This is a genomic window from Bacillus sp. FSL R7-0685 (assembly GCF_038002425.1).
Classification (GTDB): Bacteria; Bacillota; Bacilli; order Bacillales; family Bacillaceae; genus Bacillus; species Bacillus subtilis.
This window is the reverse complement of the sequence record NZ_JBBOCN010000001.1, coordinates 1,424,536-1,448,713: the sequence shown is the minus strand read 5'-3', so window position 1 is coordinate 1,448,713 and position 24,178 is coordinate 1,424,536. Positions and strand designations below refer to the sequence as shown.

Annotated in this window: 23 protein-coding genes and 1 riboswitch; of the genes, 4 read left to right on the top strand and 19 right to left on the bottom strand. The window is 41.6% G+C overall.

Features of this window, described 5'->3' with window-relative positions; translation table 11 throughout:
* Nucleotides 1–80 precede the first annotated feature (80 nt).
* From ptsG to papB, 4 genes are all read right to left on the bottom strand, one after another.
* Nucleotides 81–2,180 carry a PTS glucose transporter subunit IIABC gene (gene ptsG, locus MKY50_RS07690; protein ID WP_003244661.1) on the bottom strand — a complete coding sequence of 700 codons (2,100 nt, stop codon included), beginning with the start codon at nt 2,178–2,180 and terminating at the stop codon, nt 81–83.
* A 228-nt stretch (nt 2,181–2,408) separates the two neighbouring features.
* Nucleotides 2,409–3,275: a glucose PTS transporter transcription antiterminator GlcT gene (gene glcT / locus MKY50_RS07685; protein ID WP_003218635.1), complete on the bottom strand. Its 867-nt coding sequence runs from the start codon at nt 3,273–3,275 to the stop codon at nt 2,409–2,411.
* A gap of 62 nt (nt 3,276–3,337) precedes the next feature.
* Nucleotides 3,338–4,303 (bottom strand): LacI family DNA-binding transcriptional regulator, encoded by a 966-nt coding sequence (locus MKY50_RS07680; RefSeq protein ID WP_041344834.1) that lies wholly within the window; start codon nt 4,301–4,303, stop codon nt 3,338–3,340.
* Nucleotides 4,304–4,584: 281 nt separating this feature from the next.
* Nucleotides 4,585–5,679 (bottom strand): di/tri-peptidase, encoded by a 1,095-nt coding sequence (gene papB, locus MKY50_RS07675; protein ID WP_033884222.1) that lies wholly within the window; start codon nt 5,677–5,679, stop codon nt 4,585–4,587.
* A 165-nt stretch (nt 5,680–5,844) separates the two neighbouring features.
* On the opposite strand from papB, the gene MKY50_RS07670 reads away from it, so the two are divergent.
* Nucleotides 5,845–6,048 carry a hypothetical protein gene (locus MKY50_RS07670; RefSeq protein ID WP_014476643.1) on the top strand — a complete coding sequence of 68 codons (204 nt, stop codon included), beginning with the start codon at nt 5,845–5,847 and terminating at the stop codon, nt 6,046–6,048.
* A gap of 38 nt (nt 6,049–6,086) precedes the next feature.
* Here MKY50_RS07670 and pfeT read toward each other — a convergent pair whose 3' ends face one another.
* The 5 genes from pfeT to MKY50_RS07645 all read right to left on the bottom strand — a co-directional run bounded on the left by pfeT (nt 6,087) and on the right by MKY50_RS07645 (nt 11,358).
* Nucleotides 6,087–8,000, bottom strand: coding sequence for a metal-transporting ATPase PfeT (gene pfeT / locus MKY50_RS07665; protein ID WP_230488538.1), 1,914 nt, complete (start codon nt 7,998–8,000; stop codon nt 6,087–6,089).
* Nucleotides 8,001–8,235: 235 nt separating this feature from the next.
* Nucleotides 8,236–8,733 carry a sporulation thiol-disulfide oxidoreductase StoA gene (stoA, locus tag MKY50_RS07660; RefSeq protein ID WP_029317723.1) on the bottom strand — a complete coding sequence of 166 codons (498 nt, stop codon included), beginning with the start codon at nt 8,731–8,733 and terminating at the stop codon, nt 8,236–8,238.
* Nucleotides 8,734–8,783: 50 nt separating this feature from the next.
* Nucleotides 8,784–10,121 (bottom strand): sporulation protein YkvU, encoded by a 1,338-nt coding sequence (ykvU, locus tag MKY50_RS07655; RefSeq protein WP_014476640.1) that lies wholly within the window; start codon nt 10,119–10,121, stop codon nt 8,784–8,786.
* A gap of 117 nt (nt 10,122–10,238) precedes the next feature.
* Nucleotides 10,239–10,865, bottom strand: coding sequence for a cell wall hydrolase (locus MKY50_RS07650; protein WP_213385259.1), 627 nt, complete (start codon nt 10,863–10,865; stop codon nt 10,239–10,241).
* A gap of 298 nt (nt 10,866–11,163) precedes the next feature.
* A complete protein-coding gene (locus MKY50_RS07645) occupies nt 11,164–11,358 on the bottom strand; it encodes a hypothetical protein (RefSeq protein ID WP_003218622.1) in 195 nt (64 codons plus the stop codon).
* Nucleotides 11,359–11,523: 165 nt separating this feature from the next.
* Between MKY50_RS07645 and MKY50_RS07640 the strand changes: the two genes are divergently transcribed.
* Nucleotides 11,524–11,709: a YkvS family protein gene (locus tag MKY50_RS07640; RefSeq protein ID WP_003232446.1), complete on the top strand. Its 186-nt coding sequence runs from the start codon at nt 11,524–11,526 to the stop codon at nt 11,707–11,709.
* A 120-nt stretch (nt 11,710–11,829) separates the two neighbouring features.
* On the opposite strand, the gene MKY50_RS07635 is transcribed toward MKY50_RS07640, so the two are convergent.
* From MKY50_RS07635 to MKY50_RS07615, 5 genes are all read right to left on the bottom strand, one after another.
* On the bottom strand, nt 11,830–12,120 hold the full coding sequence (locus MKY50_RS07635) for a YkvR family protein (protein ID WP_003245399.1): 291 nt from the start codon (nt 12,118–12,120) through the stop codon (nt 11,830–11,832).
* Between the two features lie 733 nt (nt 12,121–12,853).
* On the bottom strand, nt 12,854–13,789 hold the full coding sequence (locus tag MKY50_RS07630) for a glycosyl hydrolase family 18 protein (RefSeq protein WP_029317721.1): 936 nt from the start codon (nt 13,787–13,789) through the stop codon (nt 12,854–12,856).
* 96 nt (nt 13,790–13,885) lie between these two features.
* Nucleotides 13,886–14,113, bottom strand: coding sequence for a LysM peptidoglycan-binding domain-containing protein (locus tag MKY50_RS07625; protein ID WP_163138337.1), 228 nt, complete (start codon nt 14,111–14,113; stop codon nt 13,886–13,888).
* A gap of 15 nt (nt 14,114–14,128) precedes the next feature.
* Nucleotides 14,129–15,328 (bottom strand): spore protein YkvP, encoded by a 1,200-nt coding sequence (ykvP, locus tag MKY50_RS07620; protein WP_089172532.1) that lies wholly within the window; start codon nt 15,326–15,328, stop codon nt 14,129–14,131.
* Nucleotides 15,329–15,812: 484 nt separating this feature from the next.
* On the bottom strand, nt 15,813–16,559 hold the full coding sequence (locus tag MKY50_RS07615; RefSeq protein WP_076457774.1) for an SDR family NAD(P)-dependent oxidoreductase: 747 nt from the start codon (nt 16,557–16,559) through the stop codon (nt 15,813–15,815).
* A gap of 168 nt (nt 16,560–16,727) precedes the next feature.
* Here MKY50_RS07615 and MKY50_RS07610 point away from each other — a divergent pair, with 168 nt between their 5' ends.
* Nucleotides 16,728–17,084: a winged helix-turn-helix transcriptional regulator gene (locus tag MKY50_RS07610; protein WP_003245808.1), complete on the top strand. Its 357-nt coding sequence runs from the start codon at nt 16,728–16,730 to the stop codon at nt 17,082–17,084.
* Nucleotides 17,085–17,664: 580 nt separating this feature from the next.
* Here the strand turns inward: MKY50_RS07610 and queF are convergent.
* The 5 genes from queF to MKY50_RS07585 form a co-directional block, all read right to left on the bottom strand.
* A complete protein-coding gene (gene queF, locus MKY50_RS07605) occupies nt 17,665–18,162 on the bottom strand; it encodes a preQ(1) synthase (RefSeq protein WP_003218613.1) in 498 nt (165 codons plus the stop codon).
* 17 nt (nt 18,163–18,179) lie between these two features.
* A complete protein-coding gene (gene queE / locus MKY50_RS07600; RefSeq protein ID WP_003232460.1) occupies nt 18,180–18,911 on the bottom strand; it encodes a 7-carboxy-7-deazaguanine synthase QueE in 732 nt (243 codons plus the stop codon).
* The gene (queD, locus tag MKY50_RS07595) at nt 18,904–19,353 is read right to left on the bottom strand and encodes a 6-carboxytetrahydropterin synthase QueD (protein WP_003232462.1); all 450 of its coding nucleotides are present in this window, start codon (nt 19,351–19,353) and stop codon (nt 18,904–18,906) included. Before queD ends, queE begins: the two co-directional genes overlap by 8 nt.
* Nucleotides 19,346–20,005, bottom strand: coding sequence for a 7-cyano-7-deazaguanine synthase QueC (queC, locus tag MKY50_RS07590; protein WP_003245417.1), 660 nt, complete (start codon nt 20,003–20,005; stop codon nt 19,346–19,348). Before queC ends, queD begins: the two co-directional genes overlap by 8 nt.
* Before the next feature lie 129 nt (nt 20,006–20,134).
* Nucleotides 20,135–20,179, bottom strand: a riboswitch (PreQ1 riboswitch).
* Nucleotides 20,180–20,317: 138 nt separating this feature from the next.
* Nucleotides 20,318–21,361 carry a YkvI family membrane protein gene (locus MKY50_RS07585; protein ID WP_032721430.1) on the bottom strand — a complete coding sequence of 348 codons (1,044 nt, stop codon included), beginning with the start codon at nt 21,359–21,361 and terminating at the stop codon, nt 20,318–20,320.
* Nucleotides 21,362–21,727: 366 nt separating this feature from the next.
* Here MKY50_RS07585 and clpE point away from each other — a divergent pair, with 366 nt between their 5' ends.
* Nucleotides 21,728–23,827: an ATP-dependent protease ATP-binding subunit ClpE gene (gene clpE / locus MKY50_RS07580; protein ID WP_038427619.1), complete on the top strand. Its 2,100-nt coding sequence runs from the start codon at nt 21,728–21,730 to the stop codon at nt 23,825–23,827.
* Nucleotides 23,828–24,178: the final 351 nt, after the last annotated feature.

The window sequence follows — 24,178 nt, the reverse complement described above, 5'->3', positions numbered from 1 at the left end:
TAACTTAAAGCTTTATTACTTCACAATATTATATCATACAACCGTACTTGTCATCTGACAAGCACGGCGTACTAACACCCTTATTTTTCAATCTTCACAATATCTTCTTGTTCTCTGTTGACTGAACCGCTTGCTTTAATGCTGACTGTTTCTCCTTCAGCAAGGTTTGTAAATACAATCGGTGTCATGAGAGATGGTACATTCGGTTTGACTGCATCCAGATCAACTTCAAGAAGTTTTTGTCCAGGCTCAACACGGTCTCCTTCTGATACGAAAGACGTAAATCCTTCGCCCTTCAGGCTGACGGTATCAATACCAAAGTGGATTAAAATTTCTCTTCCGCCGTCGGATTGCAGGCCGATCGCATGTTTCGTCGGGAACACATTTAGAATTTTTCCGCGAACCGGTGATACGACAATTCCTTCAGAAGGGAGAATCGCAAAACCGTCACCCATCATTTTCCCTGAGAAGACTTGGTCAGGAACATCCGTAATCGGGTGAATTTCCCCGGTAATCGGAGAAACGAAAACTTCCTCGCCGATTTCATTTTGCAGCGGTTCTGCAATCACTTCCTCAACCTGCTGGCCTACTTCCTCTTGAGCAGATGTTTTCGGTTCAGGTCTAGGCTTGCGTCCCGCAATAATGTCTTGCATTTGTGTTTTTAACCCGTCAGAACGCGGTCCGAAAATAGCCTGAATGTTGTTGCCGACTTCCAGCACTCCGGAAGCGCCAAGCTGTTTCAGACGGTCTTTATCAACCTTTTTCTGATCGTTTACAGTCACACGCAGACGAGTGATACAAGCATCAAGGTGTTTGATGTTTTCCTGGTCACCCATTGCCTGCAGAATCTCATAAGGAAGATCCCCTGCTTCACCTGTTTTCCCAGGTGCTGCTGTTTCTTCCGCAGCATCCTCGCGTCCAGGTGTTTTCAGATTAAATTTGCGGATGGCAAATCGGAATCCGAAGTAGTAAATGACCGCTAACCCTAAGCCGACAGGGATGACAAGCCACCATGCCGTCCGGTTCGGTAAAATACCGAATAGGAAGTAGTCAATTAAACCACCGGAGAATGTCATACCAATCTTAACATTCAACAGCTGCATGACCATGAATGAAAGTCCCGCAAACAAACAGTGAATCGCAAACAGGACTGGAGCAACGAATAAGAAAGAAAATTCCAATGGCTCTGTGATCCCCGTTAAGAAGGATGTCAAGGCCGCTGAACCCATAATACCTGCAACGAGTTTTTTGTTTTGCGGTTTTGCTTCATGATAAATGGCAAGCGCCGCAGCAGGCAGACCGAACATCATAAATGGATATTTACCTGTCATAAACGTACCTGCCGTTAACTGTACGCCGTCTTTAATCTGCGCCATAAAGATACGCTGATCCCCGCGGATGATTTCTCCTGCTGCACTCTTATAGCTGAAGAATTCATACCAGAACGGCGAATAGAAAATGTGGTGCAATCCGAATGGGATAAGCGAACGTTCAATCACCCCGAAGATAAATGCAGCAAGGGTTGGATTCGCTTCCACTAATCCTGTTGAAAAGGCATTCAATCCATGCTGGATCGGAGGCCAGATCACTAACATAATAAGACCCAGAATCAGTGCAGAAATTGACGTAACAATTGGAACGAAACGTTTACCCGCAAAGAAACCAAGGTATTGCGGCAGTTCAATTGTGTAAAATCTGTTAAACAATAATGCAGCTAACACACCGACGATAATACCGCCGAACACCCCTGTCGCCAAGGTAGGTATACCAAGCATGTTTACATATGCAGGATGGTTTTCCGTAAAGAACTTGGCTCTTTCAACTGAATCCGAAGGAATGGTTCCGTTTGCAAGAAGAACCGCACTCATGGATACATTCATTACAAGATAACCGATAATTGCTGCAATCCCTGCAACTCCATCACCATTGGCAAGCCCGATGGCTACACCTACTGCGAAAAGAAGCGGAAGGTTATCGAAAACAATCTGCCCAGCGCTTTCCATCACACCTGCTACAAGCTGAACATTGTCATTGCTCAAGAAATGCAGGACCTGAATCATGTCCTTATTTTGCATCGCATTCCCGATCGCAAGCAAAATACCCGCAGCCGGAAGGATCGCAACTGGAAGCATAAGCGCACGCCCAATTTTTTGAAGAACGCCGAATAATGCTTTAAACATAAGAATTGACCTCCTCTTTTTACTAGTCTGACCTTACAGCTAAAAATCATGACAACGAATTCACAGGCGTAAGTCTTCCAGTTTAACCGTTTACATTTGCCCTTTTACACAACAAAAAGGCATGAGCAAAATTGGGTGCGCAAAAGAACGAGAATGAACTTCCCGTTTTTTTCCCTCAATCACTCATGCCTGATCGAATCAGTAACACGTTATAAGGATAAACTGAATTTATGAAATTTTATTGGTTAATCGGTACAGATGAAGCGTCAGATAAACCGCTTCCGCCTCATGAACTGGTTTCTTCAATGTTTGCTGCAAGATTTTAATCAATTTCCAAGCTGTATTGTAGCATAGCGGATATTCATTTTTCAATAACAACATTAATTTTTCTGGTTCTTTAGTCGGTTCTTCTTTTTTAATTCTTTCTATTGTAAATCTGATATGCCTGATCAGCCGCAAATAGTTGACACTTTCCTTATTTACTTTCATTTGAAATGAGTCTTCAATCACCTCGACAAGCTGCGCCATGAGCTGAGAGTGCTGATTGACCTCGGACAGCGGACGGTTTGTCAACGCTGAATGGATATGCAGAGCGATAAAACCAATCTCCCCTTCCGGAAGGCAGATTCCCGCTTTTTCATTGATCATATCTATGACTTCTTTGGCAATTTGGTACTCCTCAGGATATAGTGACTGAGTCTCCATTAGAAATGGATTTTTCATATCAAATCCCTGCTGCTGCCTTTTGATCGCAAATGCGATATGGTCTGTCAACGCAATGTGAATATGTTCATTTAATGAGTGATTAGTCCTATTGCTTATGTGATAGATGACATCGTTTGAAATATCAACGAGCTTTTCATCAACATAGTCAAGGAGCTTTTTAAACTGCTTTTGTTCCTTCTCGTCTTTTAAAATGAACATTTTATCGTAGCCTTTATCTTCAATGACATCATCTTGTTTTTTTCCGAAACCAATACCTTTTCCGATTAAAACGACTTCGCTGTATTTATGATGAGAAGCAATTAATACGTTATTATTCAGTACCTTTTTCACTGTGAAGGACCCATTCACGATCCTCAGCTCCTTTGTCATTCAATACCTCATATCGTACATAACGAACAGAATGCACGTCAAACCTTTTTTCAATGCATTCACTAAACAGTCGATCTTTCGATGAGACGGTAATCCAGAACTTTCCTTTCAATCGGCTGTCCTTGAATTCTTTTTTCCAATATGGCAAATGCCTGCTTTCCCATTTCCCTTGTCTGAATATCGATCGTTGTGATTCCGAGCGCTTGGCTGATTTCGTGGTTATCAACGCTTAAGATTGCAAGCTCATCCGGTACTGACACCCGCTGGTTCTTTGCTTCAAGAAAAAGTCCTGCTGAGACTTGGTCATTGGCAACAAAAATAGCCGTCGGCTTTTCCTTCCACGTTTTCCATTTATGAAAAAGCGCCTTCCCATCATTGATTGTAATCGCTTTCTCAATTACCCAGTCTTCACGAAATACCTCGCCGATCTCTTCCAATGCCTCTTTGTAGGCTTTGATTCGAAAATGGCTGTTCATGCCTTTTTTTCTTGCCAAACAGATGGCTATTTTTTTGTGCCCTTTGGCAATTAAATAGTCCAAGCCGTTCCGAAATGCTTCTTGGTGAGGAATGCTGATGGTTGGGAAGCGGGCATTATCTGAATTCTGGCAAAGCAAAATCGGGCCCTCCCATTCCATGAGTTTCTCATCAGCAAGCGCCTTTGAGCAAAAAATCAGGCCGTCAACCTGGCGCTGCTTTAATTGGGACAGCGCAAAGATTTCTTTTTGTACCTCATAGTTTGTTTGGAATAAAGAGAGGTGAACCCCGGATTCCGCGGCTGCGTCGGCTATTCCTGCAATCAGCTCTGCAAAATATGGCAGATTAACCGTCGGCAAGACAACACCAATCATGTTTGAAAATCCTTTCGACAAATGTACAGCGTGAATATTTCTCGTGTACTCCAATGATTCCATTGCCTCAAACACTCTTTTTCGTTTGTCTTCACTGACGTATGGATGATTGTTTATGACTCGGGAAACCGTTGTAACAGAGACACCGGCTTTTTCTGCAATGTCTTTAATATTAGCCATAGATTCCCTTCTTTCTAAATCCCCTTGATCTGGAATGCGTTTCATACAATATGATATGGACGTACCAGATATCTTTTTGTGTTTTAAGCTGAAAGGAGAAGATCACATGGGTTTCTTCATTTTAATTGGGTTATGTCTCACTGTTCTCGGTGGCAGCTGTCTTGCTGTAAAACCTCTCAACCAAAAACATGAAATTAAACCCTTTCGAACATTTGATGATTTTTTTATTTAATGCAGATAAAAAAGGACGATGTCGAGAACAAAGTCCTTTTTTATTTCTATTACGGCAGTATGATTAATTCCTTTGGATATTGGGTCAGAGCAACTGCTCCGTCCTTTGTTACGTGAACGTCATCCTCAATGCGCACGCCGCCGATCTCAGGCACATAAATCCCCGGTTCGATCGTGTAGACCATGCCTTCCTGCAGCAGTGTATCGTTGGCCTGGCTCATTGATGGATACTCATGGACAGAAATTCCGAGTCCATGCCCAAGCCGGTGAGGAAAATAGTCACCGTATCCCGCTTTTTCAATGATTCCGCGGGCTGTTAAATCCAGATCTCCGATTCTCACACCGGGTTTGCTTGCCTCAATCGCGGCTTTTTCCGCTTGAAGCACAGTCTCGTAAATGGCCTCCTGCTTCGGATTGATGGTTTTGTATGCAAACGTTCTTGTAATATCAGAGCAATAGCCGTCAAGAATAACACCGAGATCAAATAAAACAAAATCACCTTTCTTCAACGTGGCTGTACCAGGATTTCCATGAGGCTGGCCAGATTTTTCTCCGAATAAAACCATTGTAGAGAAAGACATGCCCTGAATTCCTTTTTTCTTCAGCTCATACTCAATTTGAGCGAGCACTTCCACTTCACTGATGCCTTCACGCAAAGCGGCTGTGCCGACTTCAACACCGTAATCTGCAAGCTTTGCCGCCTCTTTCAGCAAACGAATCTCATTGTCATCTTTAATCAGGCGAAATTGATTGAGTGTTTCTTCTGCTGAAACAAATTGAGCCCCGCCCGTCGCATGCTTCAGCTGTTCTGCACGTGACAGCGAGATTGAATCCTTTTCTACCGCAAGCATATGTATGCTGATATTTCGCTTTTTCAAAGCCTTCTCTATCAGCTCCCACGGATTTTCGTGATCCGCATAGCCAATGATTTCATGATTCCAGCCTGCGTTGCGGGCCTGTCCTGCTTCCATTCCTGGACAAACAAAGAAAGGCTCCTCTTCTTGAAAAATAAATAACCCCATTAATCTTTCATGCGGCTCTGTGTAAAAACCGGTTAAGTAAAAAACATTTTCTTTTGTATGAATAAATGCGGCAGTATGCCCCGCTTCCTTCAGCCATGAAGAGACGCGTTGTATTCTATTCACTTCTTGTTCCTCCCTGCCATTTGCAATGCATTGTTCTGTCTTCCATTGTAACAGGTTTTACCGGTGTTTGCCTTTCACGACGCCTTCATTTTCTAATGCATTTTATTTCCTGCTCCTCTTCCTGTATACTGACAGTAACGTTCAATCGCAGGGGGGTTGTTCCGTTTGCTGATGAATTTTTTCAGACGAAAAGCAGTTATGCTCTTAACGGTTTTGGGAATTTCCGCTCCTTTTATCGGGATGAAGATGGTGGGCTTTTATTATTACAGCTCTATCATAGGCTGTGCAGCGGGTTTCCTTTGCTGCATCCTCGCTCTCATCCTGGTTATGAAAAGATCTGATAAAGACAAAAATGAAGGGAAAGCTTGATACATAAAAAACCAGCAGCCTGATTAGGGCTGCTGGTTTTATTTTAGGAGTCTTAAACCGTTTAGTATGACCAAAATCGTGCTGCCCTCATGACCAATCACGCCAAATGGCAATTCCATCACCTGCAAAAAGTTTGCACAAATCAGCAGGCAGATTACAGCTAGAGAAAACACGATATTTTGTTTGATGATCCTGTTCATTTTCCGAGACAAGCGGCACATGTTTACGAGCTTTTTCAAATCGTTTTTCATGAGGACCATATCAGCGGTCTCAAGTGCTACATCTGTTCCGCCGCCCATCGCAATGCCGACATCCGCCGCTTTGAGTGCCGGCGCATCATTGATTCCGTCACCCACCATTGCAATCGTTCCGAATTCTTCTTTTAACCGTTTGATTTCATTCACTTTTTGGTCAGGCAGGCATTCTGCTACGACAGTTGTCATGCCGGCTTCCTTGGCAATCGCTTGAGCCGTGTCTTCGTGATCTCCTGTCAGCATGGCCGTTTTAATCCCAAGTCGGTTCAGTTCTTCCATGACCTCTTTTGCTTCAGGCCTGATTTGGTCCTTCAGTGCGATACAGCCTGCTATTTGATCATCCTTTTTCACAAATACAATTGTATGACCGCTTTGAATGACATCTGATGCTGTTTGTTTCAAAAATTGTGCTGCCATTTCCTCGCCGATAAAACCTGCTTTACCGACCTTCCATTTCGCACCCGACACTTCTGCCATAACGCCAAACCCTGAGGTTTCTTCTATAGATATGTAGCCGGACTGATTCACGCCGCGGCTTTCAGCGTACGCCGTTATGGCTTGGGCGAGCGGATGGCTTGATTGCGTTTCGATGGCATAGACAGCCTCAAGAACTTCCGCTTCACTGAATCCTTCAGCTATTCTGATCGTCTCTACGGCAGGCTGGCCTTTTGTTACAGTGCCGGTTTTATCAAAGGCGATCATTTGCACTGAGCCCAGCTGTTCAAGAAAGACGCTTCCTTTCACAAGCATACCGTTGCGGGCGCCATTTGAAATCAGGGACAGCGCCGCCGGCATAATAGAGGCGACAAGCGCACAAGGTGACGCGACAACCATAAACACCATTGCGCGGTAGAAGGTTTCACTCCAGCTCCAGCCCAGCGCAAAGTGCGGGACGAATAAAAGGAGCGCCACCGCAATTAGCACACCTTTCACATAAGCATTTTCAAATCGTTCGATGAAAGCCTGCGCGGGTGAAACACTATTTTGCGCTGATTCAACCAGTTTGATAATTTTTCTGAATAACGAATCTTCATTTGCTTTCGTGACACGGACAGTCAAGGAGCCATTGCGATTCACCGTTCCTGTGAATACAGTGTCGCCTGTGTTTTTTTCTACAGGCATTGATTCACCTGTTAAAGCCGACTCGTCAAGACTTGTCGAGCCCGATTCAATGATACCGTCTGCCGCTACGCGTTCTCCAGGTTTGATCACAATCATATCACCGGCCTGCAAGTCTGAAACCGGAACTCTTTTGGTTTCACCATTGACCATCAATGTCGCTTCTTCAGGCTCAAGCTGCATTAAAGACGTTAAATCTCTGCTGCTTTTATTCATCGTGTATGTTTCTAAAGCTCCGCTTAAGGAAAAAATAAATATTAAAATAGCACCCTCTGCCCAGTATCCGATCAAGGCGGAACCAACGGCAGCGAAAATCATTAAAAGTTCTACATTCAGCGTTTTAGATTCGAGTGTTTCTTCGATTCCTTCCTTTGCTTTAGCAAATCCGCCGATCACAAAAGCCAGCAAGAAAAGTATTATGGATAATACCTGATATCCGGATAAGAGCCAGCCTGCCAAAATAAGAGCCCCTGATACAAGTGCTGCAATAAGCTCCGCGTGCTGTGCCCAGTTTTTTTCCCTCTTGTCTGTTTTCAATGGCTCATGCGGGTCGCGTTGAACGATAACTTGTTCATTCATATCGAATTCTCCTCTCTAATTGAGAACGTAAATCATCTTCATTTCTCTTATAAAAACAAAATCGCTGCCCAAAAGGCAGCTTTATCGTCAGTTATTTCTTGATGTCTTCCTTTATTATAGCACGCACGAAGAGAATTTCAATTATAATTATTTTAATTTCTTTTTGATAATAATTATCATTAATGTTTATTCACTTCTTCTCTATATGTAAAAAGCTGAGAGTCGATGCTCTCAGCTATTCTTCCGTCCATTCCTTCAGTTGTTCCGCTGTCATCGGGCCAATTTTTGTTTTTTCAATTTCTCCCTTTTCATTCAGCAAAAATGATGTTGGGATCGTAATGATATGATACTCCTTCATCAATTCCCCTTTTGAGTCAAGGACAATCGGGAACGTCAGCTTGTTTGCTTTAATAAAATCTTCAACGACTTGCTGATTTTGTTCCGAATTCACTAAATTCACCGTTACCAGCTTTACACTGTCGGATGGATGGGCATCATAAAACGATTGAAACTGGGGAAGCTCCTTTTTGCAGGGCGGACACCATGACGTCCAAAAATGGAGAATTGTTTTTTGCCCTTTATTCGGAATCGAGATGTCCTCCCCTTCTATCGTTTTCATAAGAAAAACAGCGGGAACAGCAGGCTGTTTTTCCTCAGCTTGTGCCGCACCTGGAATCCATACAATCAACCCTAATAACATAATGTATATAGTAAGCAAGCGCTTCGTCAACATGGAATCTTCCTTTCATGCTTTTCAATTAGCTTGCCCCTGCTGTTCCTTTATCATCCTTCAATTCGCGGCGTTCTGGTCCCTCCCGTAAGAAATACGGATACCTTCAATGCTTTGCAGATCGTGGCATAGTGCAGGCTCGTCAAAAGAATCATGCCAGTGTTCATTCCAAGGATAATCCCGAGCATTTGCAGATTCTCCATTGATCCCAGTACATACATCATACTTAGCGCAACGATATGGCTCCATACATTGTGATAAAAAGCCTCTTTCACAAAACCCATCCCGATTAAGCACGCCTGCAGCGGCATGACAAACAGATGAAAGAGAAAGTAAGGCCACAACAGCTGCAAGTAATACTGCGCTTCAGGAGAGTGAAAAAACAAATGCGTGAGAGGTCCCGCAAACTGGAACATGACCCAGACGGCAGGTATACCGTAACCTAATGTAATGAAAATCGACTGTTTCAGCCTTTTTAACACGATGTCATACTGAGAAAGTGCATAAGCTTCCGAAATACTCGGTATCATGACGACCATTAACGAATGGGCAATAAAAGCAGGGAACGACCCTATCGTCACAGCCACTCCTGCCAGCATTCCGTATTGATCGATCGCCGCTGTCCCGGCAACGCCCGCAGCCAAAAGAGCTCCTTTTACTAAAAAGGGTTCAATTGCATTGACAACCGCATGAAAAATGCGCAGTCCTGTTGTAGGAATTGAAACAGCAAGCAGTCTTTTCCTTACATCCTTTCCGCGCAAATGAATGTGCTGCTGGCCGGATAACGCCCGCCTTGCCATGATAAATTGTGAATATAAATAAACAAGCACGACCACATCACTCACGACTAGAACAAACAAGGAAATCAGCACAGCCATGTCCAATTCAAATGAGTACCATTGAAAAAAGAGGAATAAGCACAAGAGCTGGATGATTTTTTTCAGCACATTGGCAATTGCGATCTTCCCCATTTTCTGCACACCCATAAAGTAGCCCCTGGCGATTGAAGTAAAGGCGACAACAGGAATTAAGCCGATGACAATCCCTTTAATAAACGGGTGGTATGTATCAAATACCGGAATAAACGGAAGCGCAATACTAGCGGCGACAGTAGAAAAAGCAGTAAAAATGGCTGTCATTCTGAAAGCGTGCCTCAGCATGCTTTCATGAAGCTTAGGATTTGACTCGGCAATGAATTTAGAAATGGATATCGGCAGTTCCAGGCTCGCGATGACAATAATTAAAAAGATCGTGGGCAAAATACTCATGTAAAGCCCCATCCCATGCTCGCCAAGCTCCCGCGCCAAAATCATATTGACGACAAATTCAAGGCATTCAGCGAAAAAGGCGGCAATGGATAAAAGAATGATCCCTTTCACAAATCGATTCATGATGTCTCTCCTTGTCTCTTGTACTACCAACATCATATGAGACAAGTTCAAAAATTATTTTATTTTTACTCTTTATATGAAAAAAAGCACAGCTGAGACAAATTGTCTCTTCTATGCTTAGACGGCAAAAACGTGTCTGCCGATTTTTTCTACGATTTTTCTTGAACGAATCCAATTATCTGACGCTGTTTTCGGATTATAAAAGAATATGGCATCTGTTTCTCTATTTTTTGAGGACAGCGCTTCTTCGGCAGCTTCAATCGATTCTTTATCAGGCTTTTGGTTAATGCTCCCGTTTGCGACCGGTTCAAAGGCGTTTTTCTGATAAATAACTCCTCTTATCGTATCAGGAAAACCTTTTTTCTCCGTCCTGTTCAGTACAACGCTTGCTACAGCGACCTTGCCTTTATATGATTCTCCTTTGGCCTCTGCGTGAACGAGACGGGACAGCAACTCTTTTTCAGACTGTGTATATGTTTCTTTCTCATCATTTGTTTTGTCCGGTTTATCTTTCTCTTTCTTTTCAGTGTGTGCTGATAGCTTAATCGGTTTTATTTCCTTGTCTTTATCAGCAGACAGTGAAGGGAAAGATTCATTCGTATTTCGATCTATATGTGTAAGCCATTTCGCTTCTTCATGTTTTGTCTTCTTTGCGCTCAGTAGTGAAGCTTGTGTATGCTCAATTTTGGCTGCAGGCATGAAACAAAGAAGAAAAACAGCCAGAGCAGTGAATTTCGTTGTCATACAGTTTCCTCCTTAAAGTGCTCCAAAAAACACTCCATAACCTTAACAAGAGATCCATTCATTTTCACGGAAAAAGATTTTCCAACTCTCCCAAGGAGGTATCAGGATGGAATAAAGAGGATGACTCACTGCTTAATGGCAAAAAAACAGTCTGGAATTCCATAAATATTGTCAAATTAAAACATGTTTATCCATCTTTGGCACTTTACATTTTATTTACACCTGTTACAGACAGCTGTAATAAAAGGCTTGTGTTCTGTCATATATGATAAAAAGGCTTCTCACGTATGAGAAACCTTCAGCTTCTTGGCTGTTCTAAGTATTGAAAGATAACATCTCCGCCTTGCTGGGCAATTCCTCGGAAATGTTTAAAATCATCTTGTTTAGATAACACGGCCCTGAAATCAAGAAAATGCTCTTTCTGGACTCTCAGTTCGTTTATGGCGCCGGTGCGCAGCTGTTCAATCATTTCTGTTATTTCTTCGGGACGCAACAAAAATTCCCCCCTTTTCTTTCTATTGACGAAAATCAATATATCATCTTTATAGCGACAGAACAATTCATAAGGGAGATAAAACTCCTTATCGCTTTACTTCTCAATGAAAATACTGCAAAATACTTTCAAAAGGCATTATTATGTTTAAAGGAGAGGAAGCTTGTGAAAATCGCTAAGGTTGGGAATGTCATTGAATTTAAAAACGGATTAACCGGTGTTGTTGAAAAAGTAAATGAGAATTCTGTTATCGTTGATGTGACGATCATGGATAACTATCGGGATCTTGAGTTAGATTCATTGACAGTTGTTAATCATAAAAATTATAAGATCATCAGAGACTCCTATTAAAACCTCCTTATTTCCACATTTATTCAAAAAACTGCAAGACGGACAATTTAACACCTTACATATGAAATTCGCTTTCTCAAAAGCTGCCGGCCGGCAGCTTTTTTACATAAAAAACACCGATCATGAATCGGCGTTTTTGTCTATTTCCGTTATTTCTATATAGAACTCGCTGACGGCCCCTGGTTCGTACAGGTTGGTCAATGATGTTGAATAATTTGTCATTTCCCCCCGGAAGGCAAGATCGCGTTCCGGAACCTCGACATTAAACGTTTTTTCATACAACAGGACAGCGATATCATGGTAAGTCTCACTCGTAACGTTTAAGGTAAATGCAATTTTTCGCTTCGGCTCGCTCTCCTCTTGATATGCAGCCATTTCTAACGTTACATTGTTTAACCGCAATGTCTTCACTTCATATCACTCCTTTATAGTCCATGCATCTTAGCATACCTTAGCGAATGTTTACAATGAATCTGTTCTTAACGGTTATATGAACCAATTCATTCGAAAAGACACCTTTACAAACATACGTTCGTTAAATTATAATAAAACAGACGAGCTGCCATCCAGCATCCCGTCTTTTCATTAGAAAGCGGCGAGTGGAATTCCCCCCGGATTCGCTCGTCTTTTTTATGTAAAAACCCCCTCATTTCTAAGGAGAAACTATATGGTTGATTATCAACAAGTCATGTTTCACCATGCGTACCTTGGCGCCTTGAATTTCCCCATCCTTTAATGAGAGCGGTCAATCAATTCTCATCATGTTTTTTAGATAAACCAGCATCCATTCAGGAAGTATATGAGTGTATGTTTTTAAAGTTCTAGTTATTCGTGCGCTTCCATATCGATCCTGAACAATTCTGAATGAAATGCAATAATCCTGCTATTAAGGTAGCATGTGTATGACTTAAATCATGGAAGCAGAATAAATTCAACACATCCGTAATTACTTGAAATGCGTACTATAACATAAGTTTGAATGGGGATTTCAAGCCCAATGTAATGCCTCGTATAGAACATTTCGGGAGAAGGGCCTATGGAATGCCCACACTGTTTTACCCACACTCGTAATAAACTCCTTTCAGTATGTCCATTTAGAGATTCATTGCAATTATCTTCGAATTTTGTTCTGAACTATAAATCATTATATATTTTTAAACACTGTATTCCAGACTGACGCATCTTCTTGTCCAAGACTCCAGCTGCCAAGACCTTTCAGATTATATTTTTGAGCGAGTTTTATTTTTGCTCTGAGTGACTGTTCATTTTCAAACCATAATGTATATGTTCCCGAAGGCAACGGCCCCTTGTTATCGTGATTGACAGTAAAAATAGCTTTTGGAGATTGACTCTTGGTGTCAAAAATAATTGTTCCGCTATGCCTTTTTACTAATGAGTCAACAAGGTAAAGGGGAATGGCTTGAGAGGCAGATTGGCCTTCCATCCAGCAGCGGCCATAGAATGGCAATCCTAAAACTAGTTTTTGAGGAGAGATTTTTTGGGTCAGAACATATTGAATGGACTTTTCCACCCATCCTACACTTGCGGTAGGCCCAGCAAGGCGGCTTTCATCATAGGCCATAACCATAAGATAATCTGCATATTTAGCTAAATACTCGTAATCATATGATCCGTGCCAGCCCTTCGTCCAGCCAAAAGGATTTGCCGCCACTGCAACTGATACTTCTTTATGTTTAGGAATACTTTTCCTTACTAATCTAATAAAATCTGTAAATAGATTCCGATCTTTTTCTGTAAGGTTTTCTATATCGATATTAACTCCGTCCAAATCCAGTTCTTCTATTGCATGAGAAATTTGTTTAGCTAAAAGAACTCGGTTCATTAATGCAAATCGTCCCAAATCCTGATCCCAATGATTGCTTAGAAAAGGAACTACTTTTAATTTTCTTCTATGAAGAGCTTTAATCACATCGGGATTAGCTGAACGGAGAAGTAATGATCCATCTTTTCTGATATAGAAAAAATCAGGAGACACAACATTTAATACTCCGTTCGTTTGATCAACGTGTTGAATAAAATCCCATCCTAATCCAGAATAGAAATAGCTCATTTGAAACATCTCATAACCCCTTCATCCCCAAAAATATCAAGTTCCCCACAAATAAAAAAATAAGGATTGTCATTTCAATTTGATTCGTTTCCGAAACCTCAAAGATTATCTTTCTCTTATCTTTATAATTTGTCCAGGATAAATTCTATCTGAAGAAAGCTTATTAAGATTCATAAGTTGTTGTACCGGAATTTTAAAGGATTTGGCAATCGTCCATAATGTATCGCCGGATTCCACATGATATACTTCGTATGTCACGGGAAATTCCATATAACGAGGCGTTCTTTTTACTTTATTCGCTCGATTTCCTTTTTTTGGTATTTTCTCCTTCATTCATATTACTCTCCTTTAGAAAAATTTGTTATTAATATTTCTAAACAGTTTCTCTCTAATCTTAATGATTTGTCCAGCATATATTTGATCTGATTTGAAATGATTAAGCTCCATGAGTTGCTGCAGGGAAACATTATACTTCCTGGCAATTATTGATAATGTTTCACCGGGAGTAACATGATGGATCAGGTATTTTTCTTTGAGAACATCTACATAATGAATGGTTTCCCCTAAGTTTCTTATAATTCCTCTGCTTTTTAGCACCTCAAGCATTCTCTCGGCTCTATGCCGATAGGAATCATTCTTTACAGCCTTTTTACCGTTTATCTGAATCTTTTTTCTCTCGCTATCATGATTCAAATAGTATTTAACCTTTTCCAATGTTTCTTTTGGGGAGGAAGAAACGATGAGATCGCGGCCAGGTTTGAATTTACCTCGAACTGCTGGTGTATCCGATGTCAATAAAAACCCCCCGGAACCAAGAATCTCATAGGTGCGTTGTGTAAGTTGGCTTTCACAGTTTTGCAAACCGATAATGATTTTTGCTGAACTGTAAACTTTATATGCTTCAGTATAATCAAGGTATCCATGGATCCAATTGCGGGGAATTTCTCTTCCTATATATTTACTCATTTTTTCCCAGTTTCTCCCCCAAAAATCAATGCGAATACCCTTCCGTATAAGAGGACGAATAAGCGTTTTTAAAGAGGACGAACGGAACACTTCCGGATGTTCTTCAAGAAAATTAGGGTAAGCATTAGCCACCACTGCTATATCACAACTGTATTTCGCTAATGGTTTAATCTGGTGATGTATACTTTCGTGAAATGCAAAGTCTAAGTGAGCTGCTTTAATCCCCATGCTTTCATAAGTTTTACACAGAGAAGGCGTAACCGTGAAAACAAAATCCGGTTTCATCTTTTTAATTAACGGGATAGTAAAGTTTTGAGTGTGCAGCGGGTCTTCAGTTGCCCAATAAACGAGAGGGATATTCACCTTTTTAGTAGCGTTGCGAATCCAGGCCTGCTTTTCCCTTGAATGCTCTGGTGTCCATCCCATAGATACTATTAGATCTGGTTTAAATTCGTCTATCATTTCAGTGATATTTTCCCGACTTACAGGACCGGAAATCATTACGGTATGTCCTGCTTCCCTAAACCCATTCGGTAAACCATAGAGCCACATGGGATGACTCTCAAGGAAAAGAATTTTCACACATTTCCATCCTCTCTTTCACTTTTTAATGTCTACTTTATTGGTATGTATATGTAATATAACTTGTCGCGGTACTAGTCTATAAAAAAACGTTCAGGTGTGAGATCACGAGATAGCTTGTGTGGGATGCCCCACAAAAAAAGAAAGCAACCTACAACATATTTTCCTATGTGGTTATTCAGGACATAAGGATTCCTTTAAATATTTTTAAAAGTATTAGAATACAAGGACAGGGATATTATTATTTTTTATTAAAAGTCAAGAGCCCCCGTTACTTTAAGTACATTTATTCACAGTGTAATCTTTTTTACAGGTCATTTAGTGGTAGCCCCAGGAAAATGCGAATTTACAACGTTAATCAAATTCAAACATAAAAAAGTCGAATTCCCTGTCCTTTAAGGAAAACGACTTTTTTATACGACTTCTTCAAGTAAATCCCCATTAACCTTTTTTGGGGACTATTTGTAATCTCTGCGCAGTGAAATTATACCTGTGCTAGCCCGCCATCTACGAACAATTCAACACCCGTCAAGTAACTGCTTTCGTCTGAAGCAAGGAAAGATACAGCGTTTGCTACTTCTTCAGGTGTCCCAACTTTTCCAGCTGGAACAGTATTTCTGCTATTTTCCAGTACCTCTTCAAGTGCATCACCAAAAAGCTCATCGTAGGCAGGTGTAAGAATACCTCCTGGACTAACCACATTTACACGGATTTCAGTACCTTTTAGGTCAAGAATCCAGTTGCGAACCAGTGCTCTTAATGCTGCTTTAGATGCTCCATATACACTAAACGCTGGGTTGGCAATTGATCCAGCAGTAGAGCCCGTTACAATAATAGAACCTACTTTGTCCGGGAATAGTGATAATGCTTTTTGAACAGTAAAGATGGTTCCTTTAACGTTAATGTCGAACGTTCTATCAACCTGCTCTTCAGTAATTTCACCTAATGGAAGGAAGTTTCCGATGCCTGCATTAGCAAAAAGAATGTCCAACTTACCTTTTTCCTGCTTTATAATGTCATATAGTTTGTCTAAGTCTTCAAGCTTAGAAATATCACCTTGAACGCCGCTTACGTTCTTGCCAATTTGGTTAACAGCTTTATCAAGTTCGTTTTGTCTACGTCCCGTAATATAAACATATGCACCTTCGTTTACAAATTTTTGTGCTGTAGCAAGACCAATCCCACTTGTTCCACCCGTTACAAGCGCTATTTTACCTTCAAATTTACCCATACTTAACACTCCTTTAGAATTAATTTTATTTTATGTCTAGTACCTTTAAGTACTTGAAGAACAACTTACAAGATATAGTATCCTTCAGTAAGCACATTATCGGAAGTACCCACTTTTTTGTGATATAGTAACTAAAAAGTAATAAATGTGGAATGGAGAGCTTTAGACATGAAAAAATTTAGCTGTGGGTTTGAAGTGACAAAGGAAGTTATTGGCGGAAAATGGAAAGGACTTGTATTATACTTTTTAATGAATGGACCAAAGAGAACGAGTGAATTAAAGCGCATTATCCCAAATATAACTCAGAAAATGCTGATTCAAACACTTAGAGAGCTTGAAGCCAGTGGACTTGTGAGCAGAAAGATGTATAATCAAGTACCGCCGAAGGTTGAATATTCATCCACTGAACTTGGAGAATCTCTTAAACCTATCTTGCAGGAGCTCTGTCAATGGGGAGGCTATTATGCGGAGCAAGAGTATGCAGAAGGTGAATATGAAATTGTACAACCAGAACAACTAAGTTAGGATTGATGTAGCTGCTGAAGTAAATGCTAAACAACTTCAATACCATCACCTAACAGATGAAGAACAGTCAGAAATAAATGAGATATTCAATTTTGAAAGTGAAGTTTTTATAAGAAGTGTCATGGACTATATTCAGGAGAACTTTGATGAAATTCAAAAAAGAGCTGTTTCAAATGTTAAAGAGAAGGTTCAGAAACTTAGCCAAAAAATAAATGAAGATATTGATAATAATATTTAATGCCTATGATCTCTAGATAGGCATTTTTTCTTTCGGATAAAAAAGAAAAGACGTACAAATTGTACGCCTTAATCTGCTTCTGTACTATCAATTTTTCACTGCATAAAAGTCACAGTTCAGGTTGCACCTCAGGTCACACTTTTTAATACAATTCCCATAGTAGAGCCAATTTCAGGTGTGACTTTTCCCACTTTTATTGAGCTTAGTGCGGGTCACACTCCGGTCACTTCGGGTCACACTTCGCTGTGACTAGGTCACATTTCCGCTGAAAATCAGCACTGAATGTTCGGATTTTACTGTGACTCCACTTCGTTTCACACTCCATATCACACAACGGAATAATTAACGATTATCAATTGTCTCCGGATACAAATCATGGTTCATCATACGGTATTCGGCCATTTTCTCATACTTCGTGCCAGGCTTTCCGTAGTTTGTGTACGGGTCAATGGAAATTCCGCCTCTTGGCGTGAATTTGCCCCATACTTCAATGTAGCGCGGGTCCATTAATTCAATCAAGTCATTCATGATGATATTCATGCAGTCCTCGTGGAAGTCACCATGGTTTCTGAAGCTGAATAGATACAGCTTTAATGATTTGCTTTCAACCATTTTTTCATCAGGAATGTAGCTGATGTAGATTGTCGCAAAGTCAGGCTGGCCTGTTTTAGGACATAAAGATGTGAATTCCGGGCAATTGAATTTTACAAAGTAATCACGGTTTACATGTTTATTCGGGAAGGATTCCAGCACGTCCGGTGCATATTCGAACAAATAATTTGTACCTTGATTGCCTAGCAATGTTACACCTTCTAATTCTGATTCTTTTCTTGTCGTCATGTTCATCTTCCTTTCTATTATACTCCGCGTTTGTTGCCCCATAACAGGGTGTGCAGCTGCGGGAGCACTCTGACGAGATTCAGCTCCGCATCGACAGCTACCTTATCAACAAGCGCTTCATATTTTCCAAGCAAATGTGCAATCAGTGACTGATCATCTGTCGTATGCACGTCATCATTTCCGACTTGTAAATAAAACGGGATTCCCGGATACCGCTTGTGCACAGTTTTGGCAAATTCCAGATCTTCATCATTAAAGATGACAACCTTCAAGCTGACAGCATGCTGTCTATCATTCTCTTGAAGTGAAGTTAAAATGTGGTCAAGCTTTTGAAAGTTCGTTACCATTTTTGAGCTTGGCGGTTTTGGAGAAATTGTCAGGTCATCAATCAGCGTAAACCAATCCTGATAAACGGTCCCTTGAGTTTCAAGCGCTGCACGGATGTTATTTTCCTTCAACAGTTCAATAAAAGCATCCAGCTGTTTTAACAGAGCCGGGTTGCCGCCTGAGATCGTCACATGAGAAAACGCATCTCCCCCAATGTCCTTAAGCTCCGCAAAAATCTCCTCCGCCGTCATCCAGCGAATATCTTTTTTAGCAGACCCATCCCAAGTGAAAGCGGAGTCACACCAGCTGCAGGAATAATCGCAGCCGGCTGTCCGGACGAACATCGTTTTCTGTCCGATCACCATGCCTTCTCCTTGAATCGTCGGGCCGAAAATTTCTAATACAGGAATTCCTTTAGCCATTCAAACCACCCTTTTTCGGACGGTAGACACAGTAGCTTGTCGGTGTTTCACGGACAAACACCTGTACACAGGTCGGCTTATTCTCCAAAGTGTCTAAATAAGCCTGTACGTTGTCATAAATCGTTTTCGCCACGACTTCAGTTGTCGGCAGCGAATACCGGTCGTCCTGAGAAAAATCTTCATGATCATTTAATAGCGTGTGATCATAGTTTCCGTGCACCAGTTTTTTGAGTACGCTGAAATTGACAAGAAAGCCTGAATCGTCAAGTTCGTCGCCGGCAACGGTTATATTTACGGTATACGTATGCCCGTGAACCCTGCTGCATGCTCCCGCACTTTCCCGAGGGATAAAATGAGCGGCTGAGATATGCATGTCCTTATTCAGTTCAAACGAATAAGGATGCTGGGCCTGCGGATAAATTTGAGATAACAATTTATGCACGCTCTCCTTTCATCACCATATATTCTTCATAACCTTTTGAACGAAGGTGACATGCCGGACATTCGCCGCAGCCGTCTGCGATGATGCCGTTATAGCATGTCAGCGTGTTGTTTTTCACAAAATCCAGCGCGCCAAGCTCATCTGCAAGCTTCCACGTTTCCGCCTTATTGAGCCACATGAGAGGCGTGTGGATCACAAACGGCTTCTCCATTGCCAGATTTACCGTGACATTGCAAGATTTCACGAATTCGTCACGGCAGTCAGGATAACCACTGAAGTCTGTCTCGCAAACTCCTGTAATAATGTGGCGCGCGCCAATTTGGTAAGCCAGGATAGACGCAAAGGATAAGAATACCAAATTGCGGCCTGGAACGAATGTGGATGGCAGTTCGCCGTCTTTTACTTCTATCTCAATATCATTTCTAGTCAGGGCATTCGGTGCAAGCTGATTTAAAAGTGACATATCAAGCAAATGATTTTTCACACCAAGCTTTTCCGCAATGGATTTTGCCACTTCAACTTCCTGCGAATGTCGCTGATTATAATGAAAAGTCACCGTTTCGACTTCTTCGAATTCTTTTAAGGCCCACAGTAAGCATGTTGTGCTGTCTTGACCGCCGCTAAATACGACAATTGCTTTTTCTTTTTTCATGATTCCTCTCCTTCTCCGCAATAAAAACGCCGGCGAGAGACATCGCTACAGCTAATTCACGCAAAAAAACACCTTTTTTCGGAAGGTGCTCTAGAAAAACATAAAAAAGGCCGTATCCAAGGATACAGCTCGTCCTTAGTTTTTTATAGAGGGTGTAGCTAGAACCTCTCCCGCATATCGCACGGATTTTCTTCAATTTTTTCACTTCTGCTATCTTACCATAATGATGTTTTTCTTGACAATAAAAAAGTCAGTCCCCGGTTCCTAGATCAATTATCGCTCTATAGTGACGGTTCGTTTCATTATATATATTTATAAACTGCGCCGCCGAGGAGCTTTTTTGCAAAGCAAAGCGCCTATGAAGGCCAGGCTCACATAGCCAAACAAGGGATAAATCGTTGAAATAAGCCTGCCGTACCCTATTTGGCTCGTAATATAAGCCGTGATCATAATGGCCGCAAAGATATATTTGCTTTTCACTGGAAGAAAGCTTTGCACTTGTTTTTCTAATCCATATAGATTACCGATAACTGATGTGAACACTTCTCCGAAAATAATGAGTAAATAAATCAAATGGACAGATCGTGCAAAGAGATAAACCACTTGTGCCATCGGTATATCATACAAAAATACATCCGGAAGAGTTGACAAAGACAGAAAACTCGCGGACAGCACAATCGTCAGCATCGTCCCTCCGATTAAAGCGCCTTTTTTGATCACTTTCTCCGAGGACATTTCATTCGCCAGCGGAACCAAAACTGCTTGGGCAAGCGATAAATTCAAAGCCCCGTAAGAAAAGGCTGATAACAGCCAATCCCAGCGATGCGGCCAGACCCACTGAGCTGCGTTTCGTGATTCGCTGAATATAAAAGAGTCGGCCACCACAATCATTGAAAAGATGATTAAAAGGGGAACAACAAACACATTGACACCGAAAATGCCTTTTACTCCTCTAGTCATCACAATTAAGCTCAGACCGATTGTAATAAGCATCCCAATCTGAGCGGACATCCCCAGCTGTTCCTCAAAAAGCGCCCCTGCCCCTGAAAGCATGACAGATGTAACTCCGAGGAGAACAAACAGCATAAATACATTGATAATCCGCCCAGCCGCCGCCCCGAACAAAAAGATGTTCATTTCTTGATATGACTTGGCATTGATTCGCTTTGAAATGATCATCAGCTTGGCGCCCAGAAACGTAAACATTCCACCGCTGACGAGAATGCCGAATAAACCGAACCAGCCGAACTTCAGAAAAAACTCAACAATTTCTCTGCCAGTCGCAAATCCAGCTCCGACTACTGTGCCGACATACACAAAAGCAAGCTGACTTGCAGACCCTTTTGATTGTTCCATTTCTCCCCTCCGAACGAACCGCAGTTTTGTCCATAGGTGCCTTTTTATAACCTATGAGACAAGTTCCTTGAAAAGACGAAGAAAACATGTTTTACTTTGTAACAAATCAAAAATTTTTTGTGCGTAAGACTTGAAAGTCAAAAATAGTCAGAGTATACTATTAATCAAAGTTGGTCAAACAAACCGGCCTTTTTTTTAAAATCAATTGGTCAAAGATAGTCAAATATTCAGTCTGCTTTGAGCATATTGGTTTGAATGCCGTTAAGTTTGCCGTATACTAATAGTCAAAGAAGGTCAAATCCAATAGACCTTTTTATTCACTTTCATTGGTCAAAGAAGATCAAATTATTAAGGAGGTTTTGGCAAATGCGTTGTCAACATTGTCATCAAAACGAGGCGACGATTCGCCTTAACATGCAAATAAATTCCGTTCATAAACAGATGGTTCTTTGTGAAACTTGCTATAACGAACTGACCCGTAAACCTTCAATGAGTATGGGTCCTCAATCTTTCGGATTTCCGTTTGAACAGGCATTCCAGCCGAAAGAAAAGAGCGCAGCAAAACAAAGCGGAAAAAAAGGGTTGCTTGATGAGCTGGCTCAAAATATTACAAACGGTGCTAAAGCCGGTCTCATTGATCCCGTCATCGGCCGTGATGATGAAGTGGCGCGAGTGATCGAAATTCTAAACCGCCGCAACAAAAACAATCCGGTTCTTATTGGTGAGCCGGGTGTGGGGAAAACTGCCATCGCTGAAGGGCTCGCTTTAAAAATTGCTGAAGGCGATGTTCCAAACAAACTGAAAAACAAAGAGCTATACTTGCTTGATGTTGCATCCCTTGTTGCAAATACAGGGATCAGAGGCCAATTTGAGGAGAGAATGAAACAGCTGATCACTGAGCTGAAGGAACGAAAAAATGTCATTCTGTTCATTGATGAAATTCACCTTCTCGTCGGCGCAGGCTCTGCAGAAGGATCAATGGACGCCGGCAACATTCTCAAACCGGCCCTAGCCAGAGGCGAACTGCAAGTCATTGGCGCGACAACACTGAAAGAATATCGTCAAATCGAAAAAGATGCCGCGCTGGAAAGACGTTTTCAGCCTGTCATGGTGCAGGAGCCTTCAATTGAACAGGCTATCCTCATTCTGCAAGGGATTAAAGACAAATACGAGGCATACCATGGCGTAACATTCAGTGATGAAGCAATCAAAGCGTGTGTCACTTTATCATCCCGCTACATTCAGGACAGACACCTGCCGGATAAAGCAATTGATTTATTAGATGAAGCAGGTTCAAAAGCCAACCTGTTAATTGATGAACTGAATGATGAGGATGCCGCTGAACGCTTAACTGCAATTGAAGCCGAAAAAACAAAAGCCCTGGAAGATGAAAATTACGAACTGGCGGCAAAACTCCGTGATGAAGAACTCGCATTGGAGAAAAAACTGAACAGCTCCTCCGCTCATACCGCTGTCACTGTGGAAGCTGAGCACATTCAGGAAATTGTTGAACAAAAAACAGGCATCCCTGTCGGCAAACTGCAGGCAGACGAACAAACGAAAATGAAAGAACTCGAAGCAAAACTTCATGAACGCGTGATTGGACAAGAAGCCGCTGTTCAAAAAGTGGCAAAGGCGGTAAGACGAAGCCGCGCCGGTTTAAAATCCAAAAACAGACCAGTCGGCTCCTTCCTCTTCGTCGGCCCTACCGGCGTAGGGAAAACAGAGCTTTCTAAAACACTGGCAGATGAATTATTCGGCACAAAAGACGCTATTATCCGACTCGATATGAGCGAATACATGGAGAAACACGCCGTATCTAAAATTATCGGTTCACCGCCTGGATATGTCGGCCATGAGGAAGCTGGACAATTAACTGAGAAAGTGCGCCGCAATCCTTACAGCATTGTGTTGCTGGATGAGATTGAAAAAGCACACCCAGACGTTCAGCATATGTTCCTGCAAATTATGGAAGATGGCCGTCTGACAGACAGCCAAGGCAGAACTGTAAGCTTCAAAGACACAGTGATCATCATGACAAGTAATGCGGGTGCTGGTGAGAAACAAACGAAAGTCGGTTTCCAATCAGATGACAGTGTCATCGAAGAACAAACATTGATTGATTCACTGAGCATGTTCTTTAAACCTGAGTTCCTCAACCGTTTTGACAGCATTATTGAGTTCCGCTCATTGGAAAAAGAACATCTTGTCAAAATCGTCAGCCTTCTTCTTGGAGAACTTGAAGAAACATTGGCTGAACGGGGCATTAGCTTGAATGTGACAGATGAAGCGAAAGAAAAAATTGCTGAGCTGGGCTACCACCCTTCATTCGGTGCACGTCCGCTTAGAAGAACCATCCAAGAATGGGTTGAGGATGAAATGACCGATCTGCTGCTTGATAATGGCGAGATCACAAGTTTTCACGTGATTTTAGAAGATGATAAAATCAAAGTACGAGCGAAATAACAATCAGCGGTTTCCTTTTAGGAAGCCGCTTTTTTTATACTTTCATACTCTTGACTTAGAAATTACCGTCCCTTCTCCTGAAGCGCTACTTCCCTTCATCCTTTACACTTTTTTTAAGGAGGGATGGAACATGTTTATATACAGTGAATATGTATTTCTACTATTATATGAATACCATCTGAAGGACAGCTTGCAAGCAAGCTGCTAATTTCAGTAGACCCCCGGGCTTTTCAATTTTGGAGAGCCCGTTTTTGTTTATTTCTCCCTTCTATGCCTCTTCCTTGAATATTTCATGAACAAATTCACAATGTCCCTAAAGTTCCGGGCACCAAAACCGATATTAACCATAGA

Bases quoted from the DNA above. Each gene is read 5' to 3' on its own strand.
- ptsG (WP_003244661.1), bottom strand. From the start codon at position 2,180: ATGTTTAAAGCATTATTCGGCGTTCTTCAAAAAATTGGGCGTGCGCTT.
- glcT (WP_003218635.1), bottom strand. From the start codon at position 3,275: ATGACAAAGGAGCTGAGGATCGTGAATGGGTCCTTCACAGTGAAAAAG.
- MKY50_RS07680 (WP_041344834.1), bottom strand. From the start codon at position 4,303: ATGGCTAATATTAAAGACATTGCAGAAAAAGCCGGTGTCTCTGTTACA.
- pfeT (WP_230488538.1), bottom strand. From the start codon at position 8,000: ATGAATGAACAAGTTATCGTTCAACGCGACCCGCATGAGCCATTGAAA.
- stoA (WP_029317723.1), bottom strand. From the start codon at position 8,733: ATGTTGACGAAGCGCTTGCTTACTATATACATTATGTTATTAGGGTTG.
- ykvU (WP_014476640.1), bottom strand. From the start codon at position 10,121: ATGAATCGATTTGTGAAAGGGATCATTCTTTTATCCATTGCCGCCTTT.
- MKY50_RS07650 (WP_213385259.1), bottom strand. From the start codon at position 10,865: ATGACAACGAAATTCACTGCTCTGGCTGTTTTTCTTCTTTGTTTCATG.
- MKY50_RS07630 (WP_029317721.1), bottom strand. From the start codon at position 13,789: ATGTTTCAAATGAGCTATTTCTATTCTGGATTAGGATGGGATTTTATT.
- MKY50_RS07625 (WP_163138337.1), bottom strand. From the start codon at position 14,113: ATGAAGGAGAAAATACCAAAAAAAGGAAATCGAGCGAATAAAGTAAAA.
- MKY50_RS07615 (WP_076457774.1), bottom strand. From the start codon at position 16,559: ATGGGTAAATTTGAAGGTAAAATAGCGCTTGTAACGGGTGGAACAAGT.
- MKY50_RS07610 (WP_003245808.1), top strand. From the start codon at position 16,728: ATGAAAAAATTTAGCTGTGGGTTTGAAGTGACAAAGGAAGTTATTGGC.
- queF (WP_003218613.1), bottom strand. From the start codon at position 18,162: ATGACGACAAGAAAAGAATCAGAATTAGAAGGTGTAACATTGCTAGGC.
- queE (WP_003232460.1), bottom strand. From the start codon at position 18,911: ATGGCTAAAGGAATTCCTGTATTAGAAATTTTCGGCCCGACGATTCAA.
- queC (WP_003245417.1), bottom strand. From the start codon at position 20,005: ATGAAAAAAGAAAAAGCAATTGTCGTATTTAGCGGCGGTCAAGACAGC.
- MKY50_RS07585 (WP_032721430.1), bottom strand. From the start codon at position 21,361: ATGGAACAATCAAAAGGGTCTGCAAGTCAGCTTGCTTTTGTGTATGTC.
- clpE (WP_038427619.1), top strand. From the start codon at position 21,728: ATGCGTTGTCAACATTGTCATCAAAACGAGGCGACGATTCGCCTTAAC.